Annotated in this window: 22 protein-coding genes and 2 pseudogenes; 14 read left to right on the top strand and 10 right to left on the bottom strand. The window is 57.3% G+C overall.

Annotated elements, in window-relative coordinates; all coding sequences use genetic code 11:
• Positions 1-85: 85 nt before the first annotated feature.
• From gmk to ACVW0C_RS06370, 5 genes and pseudogenes are all read left to right on the top strand, one after another.
• On the top strand, positions 86-733 hold the full coding sequence (gmk, locus tag ACVW0C_RS06390) for a guanylate kinase (RefSeq protein ID WP_457384671.1): 648 nt from the start codon (positions 86-88) through the stop codon (positions 731-733).
• 210 nt (positions 734-943) lie between these two features.
• A pseudogene (locus tag ACVW0C_RS06385) lies at positions 944-1,462 on the top strand (RNA-guided endonuclease TnpB family protein); the annotation flags it as partial.
• Positions 1,463-1,530: 68 nt separating this feature from the next.
• Positions 1,531-1,989 carry an adenosylmethionine decarboxylase gene (speD, locus tag ACVW0C_RS06380; protein ID WP_414328672.1) on the top strand — a complete coding sequence of 153 codons (459 nt, stop codon included), beginning with the start codon at positions 1,531-1,533 and terminating at the stop codon, positions 1,987-1,989.
• 119 nt (positions 1,990-2,108) lie between these two features.
• Positions 2,109-3,047: a fused MFS/spermidine synthase gene (locus tag ACVW0C_RS06375; protein WP_414356308.1), complete on the top strand. Its 939-nt coding sequence runs from the start codon at positions 2,109-2,111 to the stop codon at positions 3,045-3,047.
• Between the two features lie 93 nt (positions 3,048-3,140).
• Positions 3,141-4,292 (top strand): NAD-dependent epimerase/dehydratase family protein, encoded by a 1,152-nt coding sequence (locus ACVW0C_RS06370; protein WP_457384670.1) that lies wholly within the window; start codon positions 3,141-3,143, stop codon positions 4,290-4,292.
• Here the strand turns inward: ACVW0C_RS06370 and ACVW0C_RS06365 are convergent.
• From ACVW0C_RS06365 to ACVW0C_RS06325, 9 genes are all read right to left on the bottom strand, one after another.
• Positions 4,289-5,200, bottom strand: a complete 912-nt coding sequence (locus ACVW0C_RS06365; protein ID WP_457384669.1) for a histone deacetylase family protein — start codon at positions 5,198-5,200, stop codon at positions 4,289-4,291. The genes ACVW0C_RS06370 and ACVW0C_RS06365 overlap by 4 nt on opposite strands.
• Positions 5,201-5,257: 57 nt before the next feature.
• Positions 5,258-5,578, bottom strand: a complete 321-nt coding sequence (locus ACVW0C_RS06360) for a hypothetical protein (protein ID WP_011431733.1) — start codon at positions 5,576-5,578, stop codon at positions 5,258-5,260.
• Between the two features lie 596 nt (positions 5,579-6,174).
• Complete coding sequence (rsfS, locus tag ACVW0C_RS06355; RefSeq protein ID WP_011431734.1) at positions 6,175-6,546, bottom strand: ribosome silencing factor; 372 nt, start codon at positions 6,544-6,546, stop codon at positions 6,175-6,177.
• A gap of 42 nt (positions 6,547-6,588) precedes the next feature.
• A complete protein-coding gene (yqeK, locus tag ACVW0C_RS06350) occupies positions 6,589-7,194 on the bottom strand; it encodes a bis(5'-nucleosyl)-tetraphosphatase (symmetrical) YqeK (RefSeq protein ID WP_457384668.1) in 606 nt (201 codons plus the stop codon).
• A complete protein-coding gene (lepA, locus tag ACVW0C_RS06345; protein WP_414382983.1) occupies positions 7,187-8,998 on the bottom strand; it encodes a translation elongation factor 4 in 1,812 nt (603 codons plus the stop codon). Before lepA ends, yqeK begins: the two co-directional genes overlap by 8 nt.
• A gap of 331 nt (positions 8,999-9,329) precedes the next feature.
• Positions 9,330-9,857: a low amplitude/bright protein LabA gene (locus ACVW0C_RS06340; RefSeq protein ID WP_011431737.1), complete on the bottom strand. Its 528-nt coding sequence runs from the start codon at positions 9,855-9,857 to the stop codon at positions 9,330-9,332.
• A 222-nt stretch (positions 9,858-10,079) separates the two neighbouring features.
• Positions 10,080-10,994 (bottom strand): glycine--tRNA ligase subunit alpha, encoded by a 915-nt coding sequence (glyQ, locus tag ACVW0C_RS06335; protein WP_457384667.1) that lies wholly within the window; start codon positions 10,992-10,994, stop codon positions 10,080-10,082.
• 52 nt (positions 10,995-11,046) lie between these two features.
• A complete protein-coding gene (locus tag ACVW0C_RS06330) occupies positions 11,047-11,811 on the bottom strand; it encodes a proteasome-type protease (RefSeq protein ID WP_011431739.1) in 765 nt (254 codons plus the stop codon).
• 36 nt (positions 11,812-11,847) lie between these two features.
• Positions 11,848-13,257, bottom strand: a complete 1,410-nt coding sequence (locus ACVW0C_RS06325) for a DUF697 domain-containing protein (protein ID WP_414328677.1) — start codon at positions 13,255-13,257, stop codon at positions 11,848-11,850.
• Positions 13,258-13,791: 534 nt separating this feature from the next.
• Between ACVW0C_RS06325 and ACVW0C_RS06320 the strand changes: the two genes are divergently transcribed.
• The 8 genes and pseudogenes from ACVW0C_RS06320 (at position 13,792) to ACVW0C_RS06285 (ending at position 20,855) form a co-directional block, all read left to right on the top strand.
• Entirely contained in the window at positions 13,792-14,076 is a 285-nt protein-coding gene (locus ACVW0C_RS06320; protein ID WP_414328853.1) for a DUF427 domain-containing protein, read from the top strand.
• A 58-nt stretch (positions 14,077-14,134) separates the two neighbouring features.
• Positions 14,135-14,719, top strand: coding sequence for a TolB family protein (locus ACVW0C_RS06315; RefSeq protein WP_457384666.1), 585 nt, complete (start codon positions 14,135-14,137; stop codon positions 14,717-14,719).
• Positions 14,720-14,768: 49 nt separating this feature from the next.
• Positions 14,769-15,953 carry an LL-diaminopimelate aminotransferase gene (locus ACVW0C_RS06310; protein WP_457384665.1) on the top strand — a complete coding sequence of 395 codons (1,185 nt, stop codon included), beginning with the start codon at positions 14,769-14,771 and terminating at the stop codon, positions 15,951-15,953.
• A gap of 109 nt (positions 15,954-16,062) precedes the next feature.
• Positions 16,063-16,806 carry a hypothetical protein gene (locus ACVW0C_RS06305; RefSeq protein WP_457384664.1) on the top strand — a complete coding sequence of 248 codons (744 nt, stop codon included), beginning with the start codon at positions 16,063-16,065 and terminating at the stop codon, positions 16,804-16,806.
• A gap of 233 nt (positions 16,807-17,039) precedes the next feature.
• On the top strand, positions 17,040-18,353 hold the full coding sequence (gene hisD / locus ACVW0C_RS06300; protein WP_457384663.1) for a histidinol dehydrogenase: 1,314 nt from the start codon (positions 17,040-17,042) through the stop codon (positions 18,351-18,353).
• Between the two features lie 201 nt (positions 18,354-18,554).
• Positions 18,555-19,788, top strand: a pseudogene (locus ACVW0C_RS06295) (RNA-guided endonuclease InsQ/TnpB family protein).
• Between the two features lie 387 nt (positions 19,789-20,175).
• On the top strand, positions 20,176-20,304 hold the full coding sequence (locus ACVW0C_RS06290; protein WP_457384662.1) for a hypothetical protein: 129 nt from the start codon (positions 20,176-20,178) through the stop codon (positions 20,302-20,304).
• 143 nt (positions 20,305-20,447) lie between these two features.
• Positions 20,448-20,855 (top strand): hypothetical protein, encoded by a 408-nt coding sequence (locus ACVW0C_RS06285; protein WP_457384661.1) that lies wholly within the window; start codon positions 20,448-20,450, stop codon positions 20,853-20,855.
• Between the two features lie 66 nt (positions 20,856-20,921).
• Here ACVW0C_RS06285 and ACVW0C_RS06280 read toward each other — a convergent pair whose 3' ends face one another.
• Positions 20,922-21,335: a hypothetical protein gene (locus ACVW0C_RS06280; RefSeq protein WP_414422448.1), complete on the bottom strand. Its 414-nt coding sequence runs from the start codon at positions 21,333-21,335 to the stop codon at positions 20,922-20,924.
• 147 nt (positions 21,336-21,482) lie between these two features.
• On the opposite strand from ACVW0C_RS06280, the gene ACVW0C_RS06275 reads away from it, so the two are divergent.
• Positions 21,483-22,082 (top strand): pseudouridine synthase, encoded by a 600-nt coding sequence (locus ACVW0C_RS06275; RefSeq protein WP_414422447.1) that lies wholly within the window; start codon positions 21,483-21,485, stop codon positions 22,080-22,082.
• The last annotated feature ends 134 nt before the right edge of the window (positions 22,083-22,216 follow it).

Genomic DNA, 22,216 nt, shown 5'->3' with positions numbered 1-22,216 from the left:
AGCCGTTTGAGAAACCAGAAGTGAGATATCCTAAAACAAACCCAAACAAGTCAATTGCCCAGCCGTCTTGCGTCGGTCTCTGTCTATGCCAACCTCTCCTACCCCGGTTTCCTCTGAGTGTACGCAGCAGCAGGGATCCCTTCCGGCTCCCACCCCGCGCGGTCGCTTGGTGGTTTTGACAGGGCCCAGTGGAGTGGGCAAAGGTACGTTGGTCAGCCAGTTGCGCCAGCGCCACCCCGAGCTGTATCTCTCGGTTTCGGTCACCACCCGCCCCCCCCGCCCCAGCGAACAGGAAGGTGTCAACTACTACTTTCGCAGCCGGGAGGAATTTCTCAACTTGATTGAAGCCAACGAGCTGTTGGAATGGGCACAGTATGCGGGCAACTTTTACGGCACTCCCCGCGAGATCGTGTTCCAAAAACTTAACCAGGGTCAGGATGTGCTGCTGGAAATTGAGCTGGCGGGGGCCCGTCAGGTGAGGCAGCAGTACCCAGATGCCATTCGCATCTTTCTCTGTCCCCCTTCTCTGGAAGAGCTGGAACGTCGCATCCGCGAGCGCGGACAAGACTCAGAGGCCAGCATCGAGCGCCGCCTGGAACAGGCCCGCAAGGAATTGGATGCCCAAGACGAATTTGACTACGTGATTGTCAACGACAACCTGGAGCAAGCCCTGCAGGAGCTGGAAGCCCTGCTCTATCCCCCCTCTCCCTCTTCAAAGGAGCAGCAGCCCTAGCTTCTCCAGCCCCTTCCCGGAACGCTGGTGTCGGTGGTGCAGTGGCTCCAGATTGGGCCTAGGGTTAACTTTCGGTTAAGAAAAAAGCTGCTGGGGAGGGTAGTTTGGCTTTACCAAAAAACTGGGTCTGAAGCCCCGCCCTAAGGCCTACGGCCCGCTGACGCGACCAGGGCGGCTTTTATCTTGCTAGACCTTTGATAAAATAGGCTCATGCACGTCCTCGAAGCCAAGCTCCTCAACGGCACAGCCCAGCAGTACCAAGCCCTGGATGAGGCCATTCGGACTGCCCAGTTCGTGCGCAACAAGTGCCTGCGCCACTGGATGGATCATCAGGGGGTGAACAGGGCCACGTTGTATTCCCTCTGCAAGGACTTGGCCAAAGAGTTCCCCTTCGCTCAGAAGCTAAACTCTCAGGCCCGGCAAGCCAGTGCGGAGCGGGCCTGGTCTGCCATCTCCAACTTCTACCGCCGCTGCAAGGAGAAGGCAGCCCGGAAGGGCTATCCCAAGTTCCAGAAACACTGTCGCTCCGTGGAGTACAAGCTATCCGGCTGGAAGCTCTCCCAAGATGGAATGTCCATCACCTTCACGGACGGCTTCCAGGCAGGCACCTTTGCCCTGTACTGCAACGGCGAGGCGCGGCGGGACATCCTCACCCTGAAAATCAATCGGGTGCGGGTAGTGCGGAGAGCCGATGGCTACTACGCCCAGTTCTGCCTGATTGTGAGACAATGGTAAAGCTGCGCTTTCTGTGCAGCCTCTGGTTCTAATCAGTTCTATCTGGCCAATTAGGGGATAGTATGCTGCACACACTATCTGGCCAATTAGGGGATAGGTCTCCAGCTCTGATCGGGATCCACTGTATCCTGGAGCTTTACGACTGCCCGGCCAAACTTTTGGATGATGCCTCCCTGGTGCAACAGGCTTTGCGGGAGGCAGCGAGACGCTCCAACTCCACCTTTTTGGGAGAGCTGTGCCATCCATTTGAGCCACAGGGGATTACAGCCCTCGCTCTTTTGGGGGAATCCCACATCTCCATTCACACCTGGCCCGAAGCGGGCTACGCGGCGGTGGATGTGTTCACCTGTGGTCGCCACACCCGACCGGAAGCGGCCTGTGAATATCTGATCGACGTGTTTCAAGCGCGACGATATTCCCTGCGCAAGGTGCCCCGCCGCACCGCGCAACCGACACTCCTGGAAGAGGCCCCAGACTCGGCTGAGGTGCTCACCTGTGAAGCGACCCGACGAAGGCGCTGAGATCTTCGCCAATCGCAGCTTTTTCCAAACTGTCATGGGGGCCATCTGTAGGCTGGGTGGGATCCGATTCACCCCAGAGGTCAGTCTATGTTGCTGGAAAAAGCTGTAGCGAGGTGCTTATGAGCAGCCCGAGAAGTTTCTTCTGGGTTCAGGAGTACTTTACCCCTTGGGACTACACCGCCCGTGCCGTCACGCGCATCTTGGCCTACCGAAAAACCCCTTTCCAGGAGATGCTGATCGCCGAGACGGGGGCCTTCGGCAAGGGTCTGATGCTGGATGGGCATTGGCAATCCACTACCGTGGATGAGTTTCTGTACCACGAGGCTTTGGTTCATCCAGCTATGGTGCAGGTTGTCCAAGCGGGCGGGATCCCCCGGCGGGTACTGGTGTTGGGGGGGGCAGAAGGGGCAACGCTGCGGGAGGTGCTGCGTTGGCGCTCGGTGGAGCAGGTGGTGATGGTGGACATCGATGGGGAGGTGGTGGCCGCCTGCCGAGAGCACCTGCCGGAAATGCACCAGGGATCCTTTGAAGATCCGCGGGTGGAGGTGGTGATTGCCGATGCCTTGGATTTTCTCCAGGAAACAGGCCCCATTTGGGATGTGATCCTTTCCGATCTTTCCGATCCCATTGAGTCCGGCCCTGCCTACCGCCTCTTCACCCAGGAGTTTTTCCGCCAGATCCGCTCCAAGTTGCAGCCCGATGGGGCTTTCACCATCCAAGCCGGGCCGACGGGGCCGGTTGAGCTTCATCAACACACCCGCATTGTTCGCACCCTGAAAACGGTGTTTGCCGCCGTGCAGCCCTACGCCATCTATGCCCCCACCTACGGTGGCCCACTGGGTTTTGCCCTGGCAGCTCAGGATCCCATCTCCCCCAGGCCAGAACCGGAGCAGATCGACCAGATTCTGAGCCAACAGTTGGATCCCGAGCGAGGGGCACTGCAATTCATCGATGGCATCACCCTTCTGGGCCTCTACCAAGTCCCAGCTCACCTGCGCCGCGCCATTGCCGCCGAGACCACGGTTTATACCCTGGACAACCCGCCTCGCATCGAATAAGGGGCTATCCAGCACCCCGAAGGGATCCCAGGAGAGTTTGTCTTTGGTGCCATAACTTGGTAGATTCGTGAGCAGCCGAATTTTGCTTCCCTGATGAAAGTCCTGGTTATTGGTGGTGACGGATACTGTGGCTGGGCGACGGCCCTATACCTATCCAACAGGGGTTATGAGGTGGCCATTCTCGATTCCTACGTCCGCCGCCTCTGGGATCTGCAACTGGGGGTTTCTACCCTGACCCCCATTGCCCAGCTAGAGCAACGGGTGGATTGCTGGAAGGGGCTAACCGGCAAGGACATTCCCATCTTTGTCTGCGACGTTACCAACTACGAAGCCCTGATCTCCTGCATGCGCCGCTTCCCGCCGGAGGCCATTGTTCACTTTGGCGAGCAGCGCTCTGCCCCTTACTCGATGATCAGCCGCGAGCATGCGGTGATGACCCAGGTGAACAACGTGGTGGGCACCTTGAACATCCTCTACGCCATCAAGGAGGAATTTCCCGATTGCCACCTGGTGAAGCTGGGCACCATGGGCGAGTACGGCACCCCCAACATCGACATCGAGGAGGGGTACATCACCATCGAGCACAATGGCCGCAAGGATACCCTGCCCTATCCCAAGCAGCCGGGATCCATGTATCACCTCTCCAAAGTACACGACAGCCACAACATCCACTTCGCCTGCCGCGTCTGGGGCCTGCGGGCCACCGACCTCAACCAAGGGGTGGTATACGGCGTGCTCACAGAAGAAACCGGCATGGACGAGGTGCTGATCAACCGTCTCGATTACGATGGCGTATTCGGCACAGCTCTGAACCGCTTCTGCATTCAAGCGGCCGTGGGCCATCCGCTGACAGTGTATGGCAAGGGCGGCCAGACCCGCGGTTTCCTGGATATCCGCGACACGGTGCGCTGCGTGGAGCTGGCCATTGCTCACCCTGCCGAGCCGGGCCAATTCCGGGTGATGAACCAGTTCACAGAGCAATTTAGTGTTGAGCAACTGGCGTTGCTGGTGCAAAAGGCGGGAGCCACCATGGGCCTGAAGGTGGAAATCAACCACCTGGAGAACCCCCGCGTCGAGCTGGAAGAGCACTACTACAACGCCAAAAACACCAAGCTCCTAGACCTGGGCCTCCAGCCCCACTATCTGTCCGATTCCCTCTTGGATTCGCTGCTCAACTTTGCTCTCAAGTACAAGGATCGGGTGGATGTGCGGCAGATTTTACCCAAGGTGAAGTGGAAAGGTTAACTCTCCAGGCAAGCTTGGGCCAGGCTCAGCCAGCCGCGCGCCAGGTTGTCCAGGTCATAGCCTCCTTCCAGGCCGAAGAGGGTTTTGCGGGTCACCTGCTCCAGGCAGAGGCGGGCCATGCGGCCAAAGTCTTCCGGCTCTAGCTGCATACCGGCCAGGGGATCCCCTTTGGCACAGTCGAAGCCGGCGCTCACCAGCAGCAAATCCGGCTGGAACGCTTGCAAGAACGGCAAGATCTTCTCGTCGAGGGCCCTTTTGTAGACCGACCAATCCGAGCCGGCAGGCAAAGGCACGTTGCAGAGGTTGCCGTGGATCCCGGTTTCGCGAGCGGAGCCGGTGCCGGGGTAGAGGGGAAACTGATGGATGGAGGCATAGGCCAGTTGGGGATAGCGCTCCACCACCGCCTGCGTGCCGTTGCCGTGGTGAACATCCCAATCGAAAATCGCCACCCGCTTCACCCCCGGCTGATCCAGCGCCCACAGCGCCGCAATGGCTGCGTTGCTGAATAAACAAAACCCCATTGCTCGTTCTGGCTCTGCGTGATGCCCAGGTGGACGGCACAGCACCAGCGCTGGCTGAGCGGTGGTCAAAACCGAGGCAGAGCCGGCAATCCAAGCTCCCACAGCCAGGCGCGCTGCCTCAAAACTTCTCCCCGAGAGAGCAGTGTCGGCATCGATGCGTCCCCCACCTGCTGTTGCCAACTCAGCCACCTGTTGAATGTGCCGACGCGAGTGTACTCGCTCCAGCTCTGCCAGCTCCGCCAAGGGGGGATCCCGCCATTCCAACTGGTTGGCAAAAGGGGCACCACGCAGCGCCTTAACAATGGACTGCAAGCGAGCCGGACGCTCGGGGTGAAATGGCCCAGTATCGTGGCTGAGGAAAATATCGGAATAGTAAACAGGCAACATGGGCAGAGGCAACAAGCTAAGGCAACGCCTTTGCAGTGTAGCTTAAGCCCGCCCCCTCTATCCGTAGAAGACCTCTGACATGGATCCCGCATAGGGGTCAAGGCCAAAAGAGGCTTGTTGGAGTTTTTGATTGACCACATCCCGCACTACCGACCGCAGCAATTCCAGCTCAGAGGAATTGAGTTGATCGCGGCTGGGACACTCATCGGCAGCCAGCCACATGTAGATGGCGGGGACCCGGTTTAGGATCTGCTGCATCATCGCTTCCCGCTCCCTAGCGTCATAAAACACCTGTTGATGGGGGTGCTCAGTGGAGAGGATAGTTTCCAGTTCTCCCAATGCCAGGTACTCGACGATATTAACCAACATCTTTTCCATGATGAATGTCCCTCCTAAAAATCCCTGTCGCTCTTAAAAACAGACATTAAACAAAAAACGCTGCTTCCCCATCTTCCTCCGCTGCTTTTGGCACCGGATTTTGCCTACAGGCCGACCATTTAAGCCGGTTGCAGTTAAGTCTGCCGTCGGGAAGAAGTTGCGGTTTCGTTCGTAAGATCCTCTTGTGCAGCCAATCCTTGCCTCCTCTATTCGCCTCGTTTGCCTTTCCACTTGCCGCTGAAAGCAGCCAATAGGAGCCATCAGCAGCTGGAAAATCTTTTTGCTGGTATTCAGTACCAACGAAGAATTATCAGCGTTCAAGAGAAACAAGGTAGAGCGTTTAACAAAGACTATAGAAACTCGACTGCAAAAGGCAGGAAGATCTTACTCAGCTATTTGTCATTCACTACCCTAACACGTGACTGTGTAAGAAATTGCGGGAATATTAAGAAACTTACATATTTCTTGACAATTGACTAAAACTTCTGTCTGTCAAGGAGTCCCTGGAAGGCAGTTAAAGAGTTGTAAAGAGCAACTCTTCCCTTGGCTCCAAGCTCTGAAGAACTGCCAAATCCAGGGATCCAAAACAAATAGATTTAGCCTGCTATGGGCAGATCGACTCGCTGAGCCTGGATCCAGAAAGACTCTAGGTCATAGTAGTCCCTTTCCTGTTGCATAATCACATGGACAATGAGATCGGCATAGTCGATCAGTATCCAAGAGGCCGATTCCTGCCCTTCGATGCGGCGCGGAGTTTGTTTCCACTCGTCCCAAACCTTTTCCTCAATTGCTCGGGCAATGGCGCGGACTTGCGTAAGCGAGTATCCGCTGACCAGAAGAAAGTAATCTGCCAAAGTGGAGACTTGGGATACATCCAGCAGAACGATATCGCCACCTTTTTTCTCTTCTGCCGCGCGAGCTGCACTCAGCGCCATGCAATAGATGGGATCCCCAGCAGGGGCAGGCATGAGATGTAGCAACTAAAACCCTCCTGAAACGACTGAGTTAACCTAGGACACCGCTTTTTCTAAAGGATGTAACAAAAAATGATTCCGAGTCATGAGTGTGCGCGGATGAACCACCTGATTCCGGTCTAGCAAAAATTTTAGGCTCAAGTCACATACTCCCACTACGGTTTTAGACAAATCTACAAAAGCCATCTGCCGCAACCGCTCCAATTCTGGGCTGTTGCCCCGATTCGGCTCCAGGGCATCGGCCACGAAAACCACGCAACTGAGCGGATCCATGCCGGGCTGCCCTAGCGTGTGGTTGGCAATGGCCGCCAAAATCTCCGGATCCTGTACCTGAAACTGCTCCCGCGCCACCAGGGATCCCACCTCAGCATGCAGGATGTGAGGTTCGGCCCGCTCAATTTCATCCAGCTCCCGTTCCTGAGCCACCCTTTGCAACAGTTGCTCCGGCGGGAAAGCCTTGGCCAAGTCGTGCATCAGCCCTGCCCAAGCAGCTTTCTGCTCATCCAGCCCGTAGTGGGCCGCCAGCTGTCGGGCCATCCCCTCTACCCCCAAGATATGGCGGAGGCGAGGAGGAGACACCCGCTCCTGTAGCCAGGCCAACACCTCTCCCCGCCCCAGTTGAGTGCCCATCGCCCTAGTCATTCTGCAGCTTCAGCACAGCCATAAACGCTTCTTGGGGCACATCCACCGTTCCCACCGCCTTCATGCGTTTTTTCCCCTCTTTTTGTTTTTCCAAAAGCTTGCGTTTGCGGGTCACATCTCCTCCGTAGCATTTGGCCAAGACGTTTTTGCGCAGGGCTGGTATGGTTTCACGAGCAATCACTTTAGAGCCAATTGCTGCCTGAATGGGCACTTCAAATTGATGGCGTGGGATCAGCTCTCGTAACTTGGCAACTAGGGAACGGCCTACATAAAAAGCTTTGTCCCGATGCACAATCGTGGATAGAGAATCCACCACATCGCCGTTGATCAAAATGTCCAAACGTACCAAATCATCGGCGCGGTAGCCAATCATTTGATAATCCATACTGGCATAGCCACGGGTGCGCGATTTCAACTGGTCGAAAAAGTCGGTGACCACTTCCGCCAGGGGCAGCTCGTACACCAGCGTAGTCCGACCCTGCGCCAAATATTTCATATCTTTAAAGGTGCCGCGTTTGGTCTCACACAGCTCCATCACGGTACCGACAAATTCCTCAGGAAGAATCACCTCTACCCTGACAATCGGCTCCTCAATGCTGGTGCGCTCGTTGGGGGGAGGCAGCTTGCTGGGATTGTCCACCCGAATCACAGAGCCGTTGTTGAGGGTAACTTGGTACACCACCGTCGGAGCTGTGATCACCAGATCGAGATTGTACTCCCGCTCTAGGCGTTCCTGCACCACCTCCATGTGCAGCAGGCCCAGAAAACCACAGCGGAAGCCGAAGCCCATGGCGCTGGAAATTTCTGGCTCAAAGTACAGGGCAGCATCGTTGAGCTTGAGCTTTTCCAGAGCCTCTTTGAGTTCGGCGTACTGATCGGAGCTGCTGGGGAACAAGCCACAAAACACCATCGGCTTGGCTTCTTTGTAGCCGGGCAGGGGCTCAGGAGCTTTGCGATTCACCAGGGTGATGGTGTCCCCAACCCGGGCGTGTTCCACGCTCTTGATGGCGGCGGCCATGTAGCCCACCTCGCCCGCATGTAGGGCATCAACCGGCTCTTGGTTGGGACGCATCACCCCCAGCTCGGTAATCTCGTATTCTCGGCCAGAGGCCATAAAGCAAATCTTGTCCCCCGTCTTCACCTCCCCATCCATGATGCGCACATAGACGATCACGCCGCGATAGGCGTCGTAGTAGCTATCGAAAATCAAGGCCCGCAAGGGATCCGCCACCGTATCCCGTGGGGGGGGCACCCGCTGCACAATGGCCTCCAGAATCTCTTGAATGCCAATACCCACCTTGGCAGAGGCGAGGATTGCCCCGCTGCAGTCGAGGCCGATTACCTGCTCAATCTCCGCAATCACCCGCTCCGGCTCGGCCCCCGGCAGGTCGATTTTGTTGATCACCGGAATAATTTCCAGGTTGTTCTCCAGGGCCAGGTAGACGTTGGCCAGGGTTTGGGCCTCCACCCCTTGAGAGGCATCCACCACCAGCAACGCCCCTTCACAGGCGGCCAGGGAGCGGGAGACTTCGTAGGTGAAGTCCACATGCCCTGGCGTGTCGATCAGGTTCAAAACATAGTCTTGGCCGTCTTGGGCACGGTAGTTCATGCGGGCCGCTTGCAGCTTGATGGTAATGCCCCGTTCCCGCTCCAGTTCCATGCTGTCCAGCAGTTGTGGCCTCATCTCGCGGGCTGAAACGGTGCCCGTTTCCTGCAGGAGGCGATCGGCGAGGGTGGATTTGCCGTGGTCGATGTGGGCGATGATGGAAAAGTTGCGAATACGGGAGACAGGAACGCCGGTCATAAAAACCTGATCAGGGCAAAGATTTTTTACAATGCTAGCCTCTCTGCTCCCCTGCCTGAACTGAGGTTGCCCAGAAGTTGGCTGCCAAGGGGAGAAGACACAGCCCTTCTGCCGGACACCAGAGCACCCTACTGGAATTGGCCGGGACAGCTCCTTTCCGGCAGCGCTGACTAGAGCCGGTACAACAGACGTGCCGCTTGTGTGGCAGGGATGGGATCCGTGAAGATGGAAAAAGCCAGAACGAACTCGGGCGGTGTTGTCGCCAGCTCGCCAGGAGGCTATGGGTCTGACCCGACGGCAGAGGAAGCAGTCCAGAACCCTGCCCAAAGCACTACTTGTCTAACTTCTCAATGTAGGGGCGAATGTCATTGAGGTCGATGTAGCGGTCGGTGGCGTTGCGCAGCTCGCGGGCGATCATCCCTTCGGTGGAGACAACTGTAATCAGCGTGTTTTTGGAACGCAACAACTCGACAGCCCGCTCAAAATCTCCATCACCGCTAAACAAAATGATCCTATCGTACTGCCCAACGGTGTTGAACATATCGATTACTATTTCGATATCCAGATTTGCTTTTTGGGAGTACCGACCGGAGTCTTCATCTCGATATTCTTTGAGGATCTTGGTGCGCACAGTGAAGCCCATGCTGATCAGAGCGTCTCGAAAGGCCCTCTGATCATGGGGATCCTTGATGCCGGTGTACCAAAAGGCGTTGACCAATTCAACATTCGGCTGTGATCTAACAAAATAATCCAGCACCCGGCGTGGGTCGAAAAACCAGCCATTTTTCTGTTGAGCATAAAACATATTATTGCCATCAATAAAGATGGAAACCCGAGTGACGGGATGATGGTAAAACATAAAGCTTTTCCGAAAAAAGTAAGGTGAACTGGTCAGAAAAAGAGGATGAAAACGAGGTCACTGACTTTCCACAAGAGCCATTTGGGCAGCCAGCACCTTGCTGACACCAATCTCTCATCATAGCCAAAGGTGGGATCCCTTTCTCAAGAATTAACTCTGGGGAGAGGCACCCCTGTAAACCAAAGCGGGTTCCGGTTGCCGCAGGGCATAGCTGGATCCCGGTCAATCCGCTTGGCTAACGTACAGCTCCGCCAATTGTCGAGCCAGGTTACGGATGCGCCCAATGTAGAGGGTGCGCTCGGCTACAGCAATGACACCACGAGCGTCGAGCAGGTTAAAGGTGTGGGAGCACTTGAGCACATAGTCGTAGGCGGGCAGGAGCAGAGACACGGCCAACCGATCCGGCAACACCTGTTTCTGCAGTTTCTGTTGGGTGGTCTCGATCAAACGCTTGGCCTCGGCTTCGTAGAGCCGGAACAATTCCAGTAGCATCTCCGGATCGGAATACTCGAAGTTGTAATAAGATTGCTCGACCTCATTTTGGAAATAGATTTGTCCATAGGTAATCCGTCCCAGAGAAGGATGCTCATTCCAGCAGAGATCGAAAACCGAATCCACCCCCTGCAGATACATGGCCAGGCGCTCTAGCCCATAGGTAATTTCTACAGAAACCGGGCGACAATCTTGTCCGCCCACCTGCTGAAAGTAGGTGAACTGGGTTACTTCCATGCCGTCCAGCCACACTTCCCAGCCCACGCCCCAAGCCCCCAAGGTGGGAGATTCCCAGTCATCTTCCACAAAGCGAACATCGTGTTCTGCCGGGTTCACGCCCAAAGCTTGCAGGCTATTTAGGTAGACATCTTGAATGTCATCGGGGGAGGGCTTGATCAACACTTGGTATTGAAAATAGTGCTGCAGGCGATTGGGGTTTTGACCGTAGCGTCCATCGGTGGGGCGGCGACAGGGTTCGACATAGGCCACTCGCCAGGGATCCGGCCCCAAGGCGCGCAAAAACGTGTGGGGGCTCATGGTGCCGGCGCCTTTTTCCAGGTCGTAGGGTTGTAGGATCAAGCAGCCCTGCTCCCCCCAAAACTGTTGCAGGCGAAAGATCAAGTCTTGAAAGGTGTGGGCTGACATGGCAGGGGTTGGGCAGAGATGGATTAACCCCTATCCTACCAATCTCCCCCTCTCAGTCGAGCAGCTCTTCCCGATCAGCTGGATCCGAGTAGTCCCACTCGATGGGGGGCATTTGGTCGAAGGCTTGTTTGAGGGCGCTCTCCCACAGTTTGCGCATCTTGGCCAGGTAGGGATCCCCGGTGCGCAGGCGCAGACGGTGGGTGACCTTGAACTGATCCGCTTGCACCATCACCAAATCGATGGGGGGGCCGACGGAGATGTTGGATTTCATGGTGGAGTCGATGGAGAGGAGAGCGCATTTGGCCGCATCTGCTAGCGAGGTTTCGTAGGAGAGGGTGCGATCCAAGATTGGCTTGCCGTATTTGGTTTCCCCCACCTGCAAAAAAGGGGTTTCCGGGGTGGCCTGGATGCAGTTGCCCTGGCTGTAGATCAAAAAGAGGGCCGGCTCCTCGCCTCGGATCTGTCCCCCCAACAACAGGCTGCACTGGGCGTCGATACCGTCTTTTTCCAGCCAGGGTCGGTCTTGCTCCTGGATGTACCGAATTTTGGATCCCAGGTAGCGGGCCACGTCGTAGAGATGGGGGAAGGTGTGGAGATTGGAACTTTCCTGTTGGCGCAGATCCCGCTGCACTTCGGTCAAAACGCCCTGGGTGATGGACAGGTTGCCGGAGGTGCAGATCAAGATCACCCGCTCTTCGGGCACGGAAAAATCGAACAGCTTTTGGTAGGTGGAGACGTAGTCCACCCCGGCGTTGGTGCGGGAATCTGCCGCCATCACCAAGCCAAAGCGGGTGATGATGCCAAGGCAGTAGGTCATGAGGACGACGCGGCTCGGCTTTTTGATTGTAGAGGGTCAGGGGAAAGCAAATCCGATTTTGTGGCGGATTTCCTCCCGCAGGCGGGCGGTGATCGAGGCTTCGTCCAAATCGGCCAAAATCTGGGCTATGGCGGCTTTGGGGCCCTCTGGCCCCCAACTGGCTCCCTGGGCCAGGTAGCGGCGGGCGGACTCGCCGATGGCATAGCAGGAAAACCCGGCCAACACCGCCTGCGTCAGGGCCACGGAACCGTAGGCTCCCAGAGAGAATCCCCCCAGCAAGGTTTTCAGGGATCCCAGGCCCAACAGCGCCACCCACTCGCCGGCGCCCAGGCTGAGCATGCTGAGGATGATCTTCTGCAGCAGTTGTGTGGCTCCTGCAGTGCTCATGGGCCAGCCGTACAGGCGGGCCAGGCGCAGGATCAGGGTGACATCGATGGCCAGCCCTCCCAAGGTATCGAGCAGGGTGATGGGGTTGAGGGCAACCGCCAGCGCTTTGGTGCGGGCGGCTGAGGCGATGAGGTCTTGGGCTTGCTGGGCACGGGTTTGCAGCTTGCGCTCAATTACCTGCTGGTTAACCCGATCGGCAAACAGGAGGGCATTCAAGGCCAGCAGCGAACGCCCCTCCCGATGCAGGACTTCCAGGATTTTCAGGCGCAGCTCATCCACCTGCGGGGATCCCACTTCCATCTGGGCAGCAAAGCTCCCATCCGGCCTTTGCACCAGGCGGGGTACGCGAGGGGAGGCCGCCACCATGACGATCTCGTTGGGAGAAAGGAGCTGCCGCACCCGTTCGTTGCGGATCTTGTCGTAAATGGCCTGGCGATCTGCCTCTGGGTACTGGTCGATCTTGTTGAACACCAGCAGCATAGGCTTGCCCGCCTCCCGCAGGGTGGCCAGAGCCTCAAACTCCACCCGCGTCAGATCCCCGCAGACGACAAACAGGATCAAATCCGCCCGCTGCGCCACTTCTCGGGCCAGCCGCGCCCGCTCTTCGCCGTCTACTTCATCCAGGCCGGGAGTGTCGATCAGCTCCAGACGGGATCCCTGCCAATGGGCGACCTGTACCGACTGCACCGAGGAAGGGGGGAGGCGGGATCCCTGCAGGGATGTGCCAGAGAAGGAGGACTGGGGGCGGGTTTCCCAGCTGATGTTCCAAGTTGCCGCTTGCTGGGTACGGGTGATGCCATGGGTGGGCCCCGTCTCAAAGACTGGCTCGCCCAGCAGGGCATTGAGCAGGGAAGACTTGCCTCGCCCCACCAGACCAAAGGCGGCGATGTGGATGACCTCGGTTTCCAGCTTGTCCAAGAGCGCTTGCAAGCTCTCCAACTCCCCTTCTAAGCCCGCGACCTCTTGGGGGCGCAGATCCAGTTGGGCCACCCACTGGCGCAGGCTGCGCTTGGCTTGTTGGTAGTTGAGGTCATCTTGTAGGGTGTTGCGGCGAGCCATAGCCGTAGCGCTCAATAGCGGTAGGAAGCAGCCCTTAAAAGACTGATACATTTACGCTGAACACTGCTGAACATCACTGTTCAACTATGCAGCGATAGCATTCTGTTTGTTTCCATTCGCGTTAGCGGGACGGAGTCCAAACAGAATGGCGGTATCCCGCAAAGCTTTGAGTAGAATACCCAAAGCGCAGTTTCCGTGTCGTCTTACTACCAATTTTCTGCTTTGCTTTGGCTACCATGTTGGCAGACTCGAAAGTAAACAGAAAGATCAACTGGTAGTAATCCGTACTGAACATATTATACATTATTTTCAGTATAGTTGAGCTTATTATTGACTAGAGTCATGCTCCACTTTGCTCTCGGGATCGGCAGGCTTCCCCACCGGACAGAGAGCTTCTCATCGGACAATACAAGGGACAATACAAGACGATCATAAGAGGAAGGGAAGAGTTAAGCTCAAAGCAAGGCGGCCTCAGCCGCCGGGATCCGCAACTCAAAAATCCGATATCCAAAACTTGGCAAGAGGAGGTTTTCCATGCCCAGGGCTATCTGGAATGGGGTAGTGGTGGCGGAGACAGACCGCTACGAAACCGTAGAAGGCAACATCTATTTTCCGCCGGAATCTCTGCGCCGGGAATACTTCCAGCCCAGCTCTACCCACACCACCTGCCCCTGGAAGGGGGAGGCCAGCTACTACACCCTCGTGGTCAACGGCCAGGAGAACAAAGATGCCGCCTGGTACTACCCGGATCCCAAACCCGCTGCGGCCAACATCCGGGGCTATGTGGCCTTCTGGAAGGGTGTCAAGGTGGAGCCCTAGCCGGAGCCGAGTTTGTCAACCGGGTATGATGGGAAGAGTGGGTTGGAGAGGCGATGCCATGCTGACCAATGGCTGGATCCCATTCAGCCCGGCCCGGTGGGCGAGAAAGCTGGGCCTGGCCGGATTGAGCTTGGTGCTGTTGGGCTGCAGCCCCGCAGGTTTTCGCACCCCGCGTCCCAGCCTGACCAACAGTGGCCTCAACAGCATCTTCCCCGATGGGGAGCCTGCTTTCAACGGAGATGGCCGCTACCTGGTGTTTTCCTCGGCCCGCAGCGGCAGCCAGGATATTTTTCTCTACGACACGGTGGAACGTCGCTTGGTGGATCTGCCCGGCCTCAACTCCAGCGACGTGGCGGCTACCTCGCCCGACATCAGCGCTGATGGCCGCTACATCGTCTACGTGTCCAATGCTCTGGGCAAGTCTGAGATCTTCCTCTACGACCGGGAAACTCGCAGGATAGAAAACATCAGCAGCCGGGTGCCAGGAGATGTGCGCAACCCCACCATCAGCGGCGATGGCCGGTTTATCGCCTTCGAGAGCAACGGCCAAGGGCAGTGGCACATCGAGATTTTCGACCGGGGGCCGGCGGCCAGCACGCGTCCAACCTCACCTTCTTCCCCCAATGCTGACGACAATCCCTGAGGGGATCCTCAAGCTAGGATAGACCCCCCTGCTTTGCAAGAGTTGTTGCATGTCGATTCCCCTCGCCCAGCGACTTCAGCCCCTCGGCGGCAATGTGTTTGACCAAATGGATCGAGCCAAGCGAGAGGCTCGTCGCTCTGGCCTGGATGTGATCGATCTGTCTCTGGGATCCTCCGATCTGCCCCCACCTTCAGACTCCTTGGCGGCCATCCAATCGGCTCTGTCGGATCCCTCTACCTATGGCTACACGCTGTTTCACGACACGGCGGACTTTCGGTCTGCCTGCGCCAAGTGGTACATGGGGAAGTTCGGCCTGGAGATCGATCCGGAAACAGAGGTGCTGCCGTTGATCGGATCCCAGCAGGGAACGGCCCTCTTGCCCCTGGCCCTGCTCAACCCCGGCGATGTTGCTTTGGTTGCGGATCCGGCCTATCCCTCTCACGTGGGCGGGATCCATCTGGCGGGCGGGATCCCCTACTACCTGCCCCTGCGGGCGGAAAACCGCTTCTTACCCCGCTGGGATCGGATCCCGGAGGCAATCTGCCGGCAGGCGCGGCTGCTGGTGCTGAACTACCCCCACAACCCCACCACTGCCACCGTCACCCCGGAGTTTTGGCAAGAAACCCTGCAGTTTTGTCAGCAGTACGACATCGTTCTGGCCCACGATTTTCCCTATGTGGACTGGCGCTTCGACGGCCAGGTGGCCCCTTCCGCGCTGCAGGCGGATCCCGATAAAACCCGCACCATCGAGTTTTTTTCTCTCTCCAAGTCCTATCACATGGGGGGATTCCGGGTAGCCTACGCCATTGGCAGCCGAGAGCTGATCCGAGCCCTGCGATGGGTGAAATCCACCATCGACTTCCATCAGTACCAGGGCATTCTGCGGGGGGCAGCAGCGGCTTTGGCAGTTCCCGATAGTTTTTTGGAGCGCTGGCGGCAGGTGTACCGAGAGCGACGGGATATAGCTGTGGCGGCTCTACACCGCATCGGTTGGCCTGTGCCTTTGCCGGAGGCCACCATGTATCTGTGGGCGCCTTTGCCGGAGTTTTATCGCGGCTCTTCTGCCCAGTTTTGTTTGGACTTGGTGAGAGCCACAGGGGTTGCCCTGTCTCCGGGTTCTGGCTTTGGCCCCAGTGGGGAAGGCTATGTCCGCTTTGCTTTGGTGGTCGAGGGATCCCGTCTGGAGGAGGCAGTGGGACGGATCGAGGCGTTTTTGTCCCGGTGCATTTCCTAAATCCCAAACATCAATCCCAAACATCGAGCATCCAGCTCTCGGTTGGTTGTGCTCGCCCACCCTCGGGCAATCTAAGTCAGGATAAGAGTGTTACCCAAGTTGAGTGGGCATGGAGAAGGAAACGCTCGACAGTTTTTTGTCCATCCGCGGGGTGATGGGGGTGGCGCTCTTGAGTCGGACAGGTCGCCCTTTTTTCTACCGCTCTTTTCAGGATTTGGATAGCCGACAGCAGCAAGCCCTTACCGAAGGGCTGTTTCAAGTTTTGCAGACCATGCCCCCAGGACTTGACTATTTTGACTTTCAGTTTGCCGAGCAGCGGGTTTTCGTTTACCCCCTTGGGCCGGAATGGGCGCTGCTGGTGGCGGTGAATGACGAGCTGGTGATGCCTGTTTACACCTTGGCCGTGAACCGCCTGCGAGCCGAGCTGCAGCAGGATACGCCAAAGGGCTTGGCCACCTTTCGCCTATTGACCAGCCAGGCGGAGGCAGGCCGGAACGCTACCCAGCCCAGTTCCGCTCCTACGGCGGGCCCGCGCATGGAGATGGATGTCTTCGTGCAATCTCTGAACCGTCTCTGCCAGATTACAACCGGCTATTTGGGCAAGGCAGTGATCGTCAACTATTGGAAAGCAGCACGGCAGGAAGTGGTGGAACGCCAGGGATCCCAAGCAGAATGGCTGAACCAGTTCGAGATCGAGCGCAGTGGCCAGATCCACTACCGGGGATCCCTCGAGGAACTGGACGAATCTCAGCAGAAGGTGCTGCGGGATTGGGTGCTGGCTTTTTTCCGTCGCTGTGAGGAGGTGATCCACGATTTTCGCAACTTGATCAAATCGTCAGAACTGCGCCTATGAAAAGGGGCCAGTCTTTTTCCTGAGTAGGGCTATCGGCGCTTGGCCGAGGACAGTCCAGGCTAAGCTATGACCATGCTCAACCCGGATCACGCCAGGTGCAGACGGGATCCCTGCTTGGAGATGTTTCCTCTTGTCGCCGAAACCGGTGCAGCCGAAGATCTGCATTTGCTACCGCGATGCCGCCGGATCCCTCGTTAGTATGGGGTTACGGCGCGCTATGCGAAGGAGTTGCCATGCTGAGAATCGTCACCCAGCTAGCCGAGGCTGAAGCCGAGCTTAGACGGATCTCGGAGCGCACTCAGGCTGACCAGAACCTGCACCGTGAAGCAACCGTGCGGGAGATCCTGCAAGCGGTACGCCGTCAGGGGGATCGTGCCCTGCTGGCCTATACGGCTGAGTTTGACCAGGTGGAGCTGAGCGTTGCCGAACTGAAGGTGTCTGGGGCCGAGCTGGAGGCGGCTTACCAGGCGGTGTCTCCGCAATTGCTTTCAGCCTTACGGCTGGCCAAGCAGCGCATTGAAGCTTTTCACCGGCAGCGGGTGCCCAGCAGTTGGGTAAGCTTTCCCGGCCCTGAGATCGTCTTGGGCAAGCAATACCGCCCTGTGGATCGCGCCGGCCTCTACATTCCGGGAGGGCGAGCCGCCTATCCCAGCACGGTGTTGATGAACGCCATCCCGGCCCAGGTGGCAGGGGTGCCCGAGATTGTGATGGTGACGCCACCGGGATCCGACGGCTCGGGGGGCAAGGGGATTAGCCCGGCCATTTTGGTGGCTGCCCAAGAAGCCGGGATCCAGACCATCTATCGCGTTGGGGGGGCTCAGGCAATAGGAGCTTTGGCCTACGGCACCGAGACCATCCCCAAGGTGGACGTGATCACCGGCCCCGGCAACATCTACGTAACGTTGGCCAAAAAGCTGGTGTACGGCACAGTGGGGATTGACTCCCTGGCAGGGCCTTCGGAGGTGTTGATCATCGCCGATGAGAGCGCCAACCCTCTTTATGTGGCTGCCGATTTGCTGGCCCAAGCCGAGCATGATCCCCTGGCGGCGGCCATCCTTCTGACCACCGATCTCAAGCTGGCCCAGCAGGTGCAGCAGGCGGTGGCCACCCAGATGGAGGCCCATCCCAACCGTCTGATGGTGGAAAAGTCGGTGGTGAACTACGGTCTGATTGCGGTGGTGCCGGATCTGTCAACGGCGGTGGCCTTGTCCAACCTGTTTGCGCCAGAGCATTTGGAACTGCAGGTGGCAGATCCCTGGGCTTTGCTGGATCCCATTCGCCATGCGGGGGCCATTTTCTTGGGCCACCATACTCCGGAGGCGGTAGGAGATTACCTGGCTGGCCCCAACCATACCTTGCCCACCGCCGGTGCGGCCCGCTATGCCTCGGCTTTGGGGGTGGAAACTTTCCTAAAGCATTCCAGTCTGATTCAATACAGCTCAGCGGCTTTGCGGGAGGTGGCCAGCGCCATTCAGGCTCTCACACAAGCGGAAGGGTTGCCCGCCCACGGCCAGTCGGTACAGGTGCGGTTGGCGGAGGAGCGCTAATCAAGCCCTGGTCGCAGTTAGCTAGACCGCCGGGAAGTCCCACCCTCTGTTAGTGACTAGTGGCTAGTCACTATCCACTCACCACTATCCAGGGTGAGGGTCGGGATAAAAGGCGAGGACACGATGCTTTGTCCTTACTGGTGCTATGACCGGCGTAGCAGGATTTTATACGCTCATCATGAGAACTTTTATAAACTCATCATGAGAACTGCCTATCAATATCGCTTACGCCCTACCTCTAGCCAAGTTGCTCTAATGGAGCAATAGCTAGAGTTGTTGCGGAAGCACTATAACTATCGCTTGGCAGAGCGCTTTGCGTGGTGGGAACACAATCGCTGTGATATCAATGCTTGTCCCTTAATCTGTCACTTGCCTGAGCTGAAAGACAAGCCCGATTTCTACTCCCAGAAACGGGACTTGGTGAAGACGAAAGCCCTGTTTCCGCAGTACAGAGCCATCCATTCGCAAGTCCTCCAGAACTGCATAGAGCGAGTGCACAAAGCATTCGACCGCTGGCTGAAGGGGGACGGTAACGGCAAGCGGGCAGGGAAACCCAGATTCAAGGGAGTTGGGCGGTATCGCTCCTTCAGTTTCCCCCCGATGCAACAGGACTGCATTTGCGGGCAGTTTATCCATCTGCCCAAAATCGGTGCTGTTCGGATAATTCAGCACCGTCCTTTGCCTGAGGGCTTTGTGATTAAGACCGCTGCCATCAGCCGCAAGGCAGACGGGTGGGGTGGTATGTGACCTTGAGCCTGCAAGATTCATCTGTCCCCGTATTTACCCCTGACCCGCCAACACTGGAGAACACGATGGGGATCGACGTGGGGCTGGACTCCTTTTTGGTGACCGATGCGGGGGAGTCTGTTCCAGTTCCCCAGTACTATCGCAAGGCAGAGCTCAGGCTCAAGAGGTTGCAGCGAGCCTTGTCTCGCGAGAAGAAGGGGTCAAACCGCCTATGGCTAGTGACTAGTGGATAGTGACCAGTGGATAGTGAATAGTGACTATCCACTAACCACTATCTCAGCGCAAAGATTTTCATGACGAAACAGCGAACTGGCTGGTAAGCAAGGGCAAGCATATTGGGTACGAAGCCCTGAATATCAAAGGTGTTGCTAGAACCCGACTAGCAAAATCTACCTATGATGCTGGGTGGGGACAATTTCTGCGAATGCTGGCAGTCAAGGCTGAAAGAGCTGGGCTGAGGGCGATTGCAGTGAATCCCAACGGCAGCAGTCAAAACTGCTCTCGGTGCGGTCAAAGAGTACCGAAAGCGATTCAAGACAGGTGGCATTCTTGTTCCCATTGTGGGCTAGAACTAGGACGCGACCACCATGCGGCCATCAACATCAAGCACAGGGCGGTGGGGCATCTCGTTCTTTTCGCGTCAGCGGGACGTAGTCCTCAAGCGCAGGAAACGTCCTTTTCGCATTAGCGGCGCGGAGCGCTTTGCGTCAGCATGAGTGCGGGAGTATGTCACACTCCAAAATAAGCCCTATTTCTCAACCTGGACAAGCAACGGGATCCCTCGCCTGCCCTAGCGCCGCCTGGGGATTTCCCCCTTCCACTGGCAGGGATCCTCACCAACATCATTGTTGAATTGAATAATGTTGAATGGTCTGGGCGGGTGCAGGTTCATATCCGCGCTCCTGACGGATGGTCTTCAAAGAAAGGAGATCCAATGCTGTTGGCGGTTCGGTTCCCCAGTCCTTTGGCGGGACGGAGTCCTCAAGCAGGCTGGTCTGGGATGGTGAGGGATCGTTTCTGGGGGTTCATCTTAAGATCCTTCAAGCCCCCGGCAGTTTGTCTGGGTTTCCTCTGGGTGGGTCTGCTGGTTTGGACGGGATCCCCGGTTGCCCACGGCCAAAGCGCTGTCCCCGCTGCGGAGCACTTTCTGACGGTGGTACGCTTGCCAGGGCAGAACTGGGCCAATATCGAGCGGCAACTGTAGCAGAGCGGCCTCAGCTACCAGGTGATCGACGGGATCGAGCCAGCAGGTTTGCGGGGGCGCAGCACAGTCTTTTTGCCAAACGTGAATCGCCTAACCGTTGCTCAAGCCGGGATTTGCCCACCGGGGGGTTTGCTTTATTCTCGGTGCGGCAGCTTACCCCAGAGCTGGAAGCCATCCTCAGGTCCTCCGCCATTGCCTCGACTCGCATTCCCTATCGGGATCCCTTTGGGGCTGTTCGGGATCGCTTCCAGGCGCTGCGGCAGGAGTGGATGTTTTTGCTCGAGCAGAAACGGTTGGGGTTGTGGGAGCACAGCCAATGGATGGAGCAAATAGAGCGGGTGCAGGGATCCCTGGCGGCCTTGGCAGCGGATCCCACCCCGGAAGCCCTGGAACAAGCCCGTCAGCAACTGGGCAACTTGAAAACCAATCTTGCCACTTGGATGCGGCTGGAATCTCTGCGCAACCCCTATCGAGTTCAAGTTTGGGGCAACCGTCTCGCGGCTTTGGAGATGATGCTGCGCTACGGAGAGCAAACCCTGATGAGGGCATGAAGCTCCCCTCTTGCGGGATGGGGATCCCATCTATCCCCAGAACTTCCCCAGAACCGAAAAAAACTGTTATGGGGTATCTTTCGGCATTTCCTCTGCGGGGTCAGGCCCTGCATCCGGCTCCTTGGGGAGAGCAGAGTCCTCAGGGCTGGGCAAGGACTCTGTCCTGCTGGCGCGAACCGCTTCCGGGGAGGTTTCTGGCTCCTCGTCATCGCTACGCGACGCTTCTGGGAACCCGTCAGCAGTGTGTGGCGCTGAAGCGGGCTGAGCAGCAACAGGTTCAGGAGCAGAAGGAGGAGGTGCAGCTGGGATCCCGGCTTCTTCTGCAGGAACAACCGCAGGTGGCTGAGCAGCTTCTTTTTCCTTTTGCTGTTCGTAGCGGCGACGTTTGTTGCCCTCATCCACCAGCACGTACACCAAGCTGAGGAGAGAGAGCCCTGCTGTTCCAACCAAAACCCAGAGTAAGTTGTTGTCTATGGTCATGGGGTGAGCCCCGTCAAACGCTGCTGGCGATGGAGGGATATTGCTCCTTAAGGCTTGATCTTACCGTTGAAGCCGCTCTGCCAAATCCTTCTGCCAAATCTTAAAGATTGGAAAGGTTGGGTTCACAGTTTTGTTGTTTTGTGTGTCATGCGCTATCTCAAGTTCTACAAGCCCTATGGCGTGCTCACCCAATTCACCGACCGAGAGGGACGGCCCACCCTCCAGTCTTTTATCCCGGTGCCCAGGGTTTATCCGGTGGGGCGACTGGATCGCGACAGCGAAGGGCTGCTCCTGCTGACCGATGATGGTCGCCTCAATGCCCGCTTGATCGATCCCAAGTTCGGCCATGAGCGCATCTACTGGGTTCAGGTGGAAGGGATCCCCACCCCCCAAGCCCTGCAACAGCTGCAACAGGGGCTGATCATCCAAGGGCGAAAAACGCGCCCGGCCCAGGTTAAGGTCTTGGCTGAGGAACCCACCCTGCCGCCACGGGATCCCCCCATCCGCTTTCGCCGCTCCATCCCCACCACCTGGCTGGAACTGACGCTGCAGGAGGGTCGCAATCGTCAGGTGCGCCGCATGACTGCTGCTGTTGGGATCCCAACTTTGCGGTTGGTTCGGGTTGGACTGGGGCCCCTCTCTCTGGCGGGGCTTGCTCCTGGCCAGTGGCAAGATCTCAGTGAGGTAGAACTGGCCCAACTGCGGCAATATTGTTTTTCTCAAACCATTAGAGTCATTTCAAGTTAGATTAAGACGCTTCCTATTCGCTCGGCAGTGAGGAGCTGGGAAGCAAGACAACGGAACAGTTTTATTCCCTCTTAAATGACTATAAACTAGGACACTGCATCCACACCTAAGACGTTGAACGCACAGGGCCGGAA

The sequence above is a fragment of the Thermostichus sp. OS-CIW-26 genome, from assembly GCF_054058395.1.
This window is presented reverse-complemented; position numbering and strand designations above follow the sequence as displayed.

What these genes read in the sequence shown, in the direction of transcription:
- lepA (WP_414382983.1), bottom strand. Translation starts at nt 8,998, where the DNA reads ATGACCGGCGTTCCTGTCTCCCGTATTCGCAACTTTTCCATCATCGCC.
- ACVW0C_RS06320 (WP_414328853.1), top strand. Translation starts at nt 13,792, where the DNA reads ATGCCCAGGGCTATCTGGAATGGGGTAGTGGTGGCGGAGACAGACCGC.
- ACVW0C_RS06365 (WP_457384669.1), bottom strand. Translation starts at nt 5,200, where the DNA reads ATGTTGCCTGTTTACTATTCCGATATTTTCCTCAGCCACGATACTGGG.
- ACVW0C_RS06305 (WP_457384664.1), top strand. Translation starts at nt 16,063, where the DNA reads ATGGAGAAGGAAACGCTCGACAGTTTTTTGTCCATCCGCGGGGTGATG.
- ACVW0C_RS06280 (WP_414422448.1), bottom strand. Translation starts at nt 21,335, where the DNA reads ATGACCATAGACAACAACTTACTCTGGGTTTTGGTTGGAACAGCAGGG.
- yqeK (WP_457384668.1), bottom strand. Translation starts at nt 7,194, where the DNA reads ATGACTAGGGCGATGGGCACTCAACTGGGGCGGGGAGAGGTGTTGGCC.
- ACVW0C_RS06360 (WP_011431733.1), bottom strand. Translation starts at nt 5,578, where the DNA reads ATGGAAAAGATGTTGGTTAATATCGTCGAGTACCTGGCATTGGGAGAA.
- speD (WP_414328672.1), top strand. Translation starts at nt 1,531, where the DNA reads ATGCTGCACACACTATCTGGCCAATTAGGGGATAGGTCTCCAGCTCTG.
- ACVW0C_RS06370 (WP_457384670.1), top strand. Translation starts at nt 3,141, where the DNA reads ATGAAAGTCCTGGTTATTGGTGGTGACGGATACTGTGGCTGGGCGACG.
- ACVW0C_RS06275 (WP_414422447.1), top strand. Translation starts at nt 21,483, where the DNA reads ATGCGCTATCTCAAGTTCTACAAGCCCTATGGCGTGCTCACCCAATTC.
- ACVW0C_RS06325 (WP_414328677.1), bottom strand. Translation starts at nt 13,257, where the DNA reads ATGGCTCGCCGCAACACCCTACAAGATGACCTCAACTACCAACAAGCC.
- ACVW0C_RS06375 (WP_414356308.1), top strand. Translation starts at nt 2,109, where the DNA reads ATGAGCAGCCCGAGAAGTTTCTTCTGGGTTCAGGAGTACTTTACCCCT.
- ACVW0C_RS06310 (WP_457384665.1), top strand. Translation starts at nt 14,769, where the DNA reads ATGTCGATTCCCCTCGCCCAGCGACTTCAGCCCCTCGGCGGCAATGTG.
- hisD (WP_457384663.1), top strand. Translation starts at nt 17,040, where the DNA reads ATGCTGAGAATCGTCACCCAGCTAGCCGAGGCTGAAGCCGAGCTTAGA.
- glyQ (WP_457384667.1), bottom strand. Translation starts at nt 10,994, where the DNA reads ATGTCAGCCCACACCTTTCAAGACTTGATCTTTCGCCTGCAACAGTTT.
- rsfS (WP_011431734.1), bottom strand. Translation starts at nt 6,546, where the DNA reads ATGCCTGCCCCTGCTGGGGATCCCATCTATTGCATGGCGCTGAGTGCA.
- ACVW0C_RS06340 (WP_011431737.1), bottom strand. Translation starts at nt 9,857, where the DNA reads ATGTTTTACCATCATCCCGTCACTCGGGTTTCCATCTTTATTGATGGC.
- ACVW0C_RS06315 (WP_457384666.1), top strand. Translation starts at nt 14,135, where the DNA reads ATGCTGACCAATGGCTGGATCCCATTCAGCCCGGCCCGGTGGGCGAGA.
- gmk (WP_457384671.1), top strand. Translation starts at nt 86, where the DNA reads ATGCCAACCTCTCCTACCCCGGTTTCCTCTGAGTGTACGCAGCAGCAG.
- ACVW0C_RS06330 (WP_011431739.1), bottom strand. Translation starts at nt 11,811, where the DNA reads ATGACCTACTGCCTTGGCATCATCACCCGCTTTGGCTTGGTGATGGCG.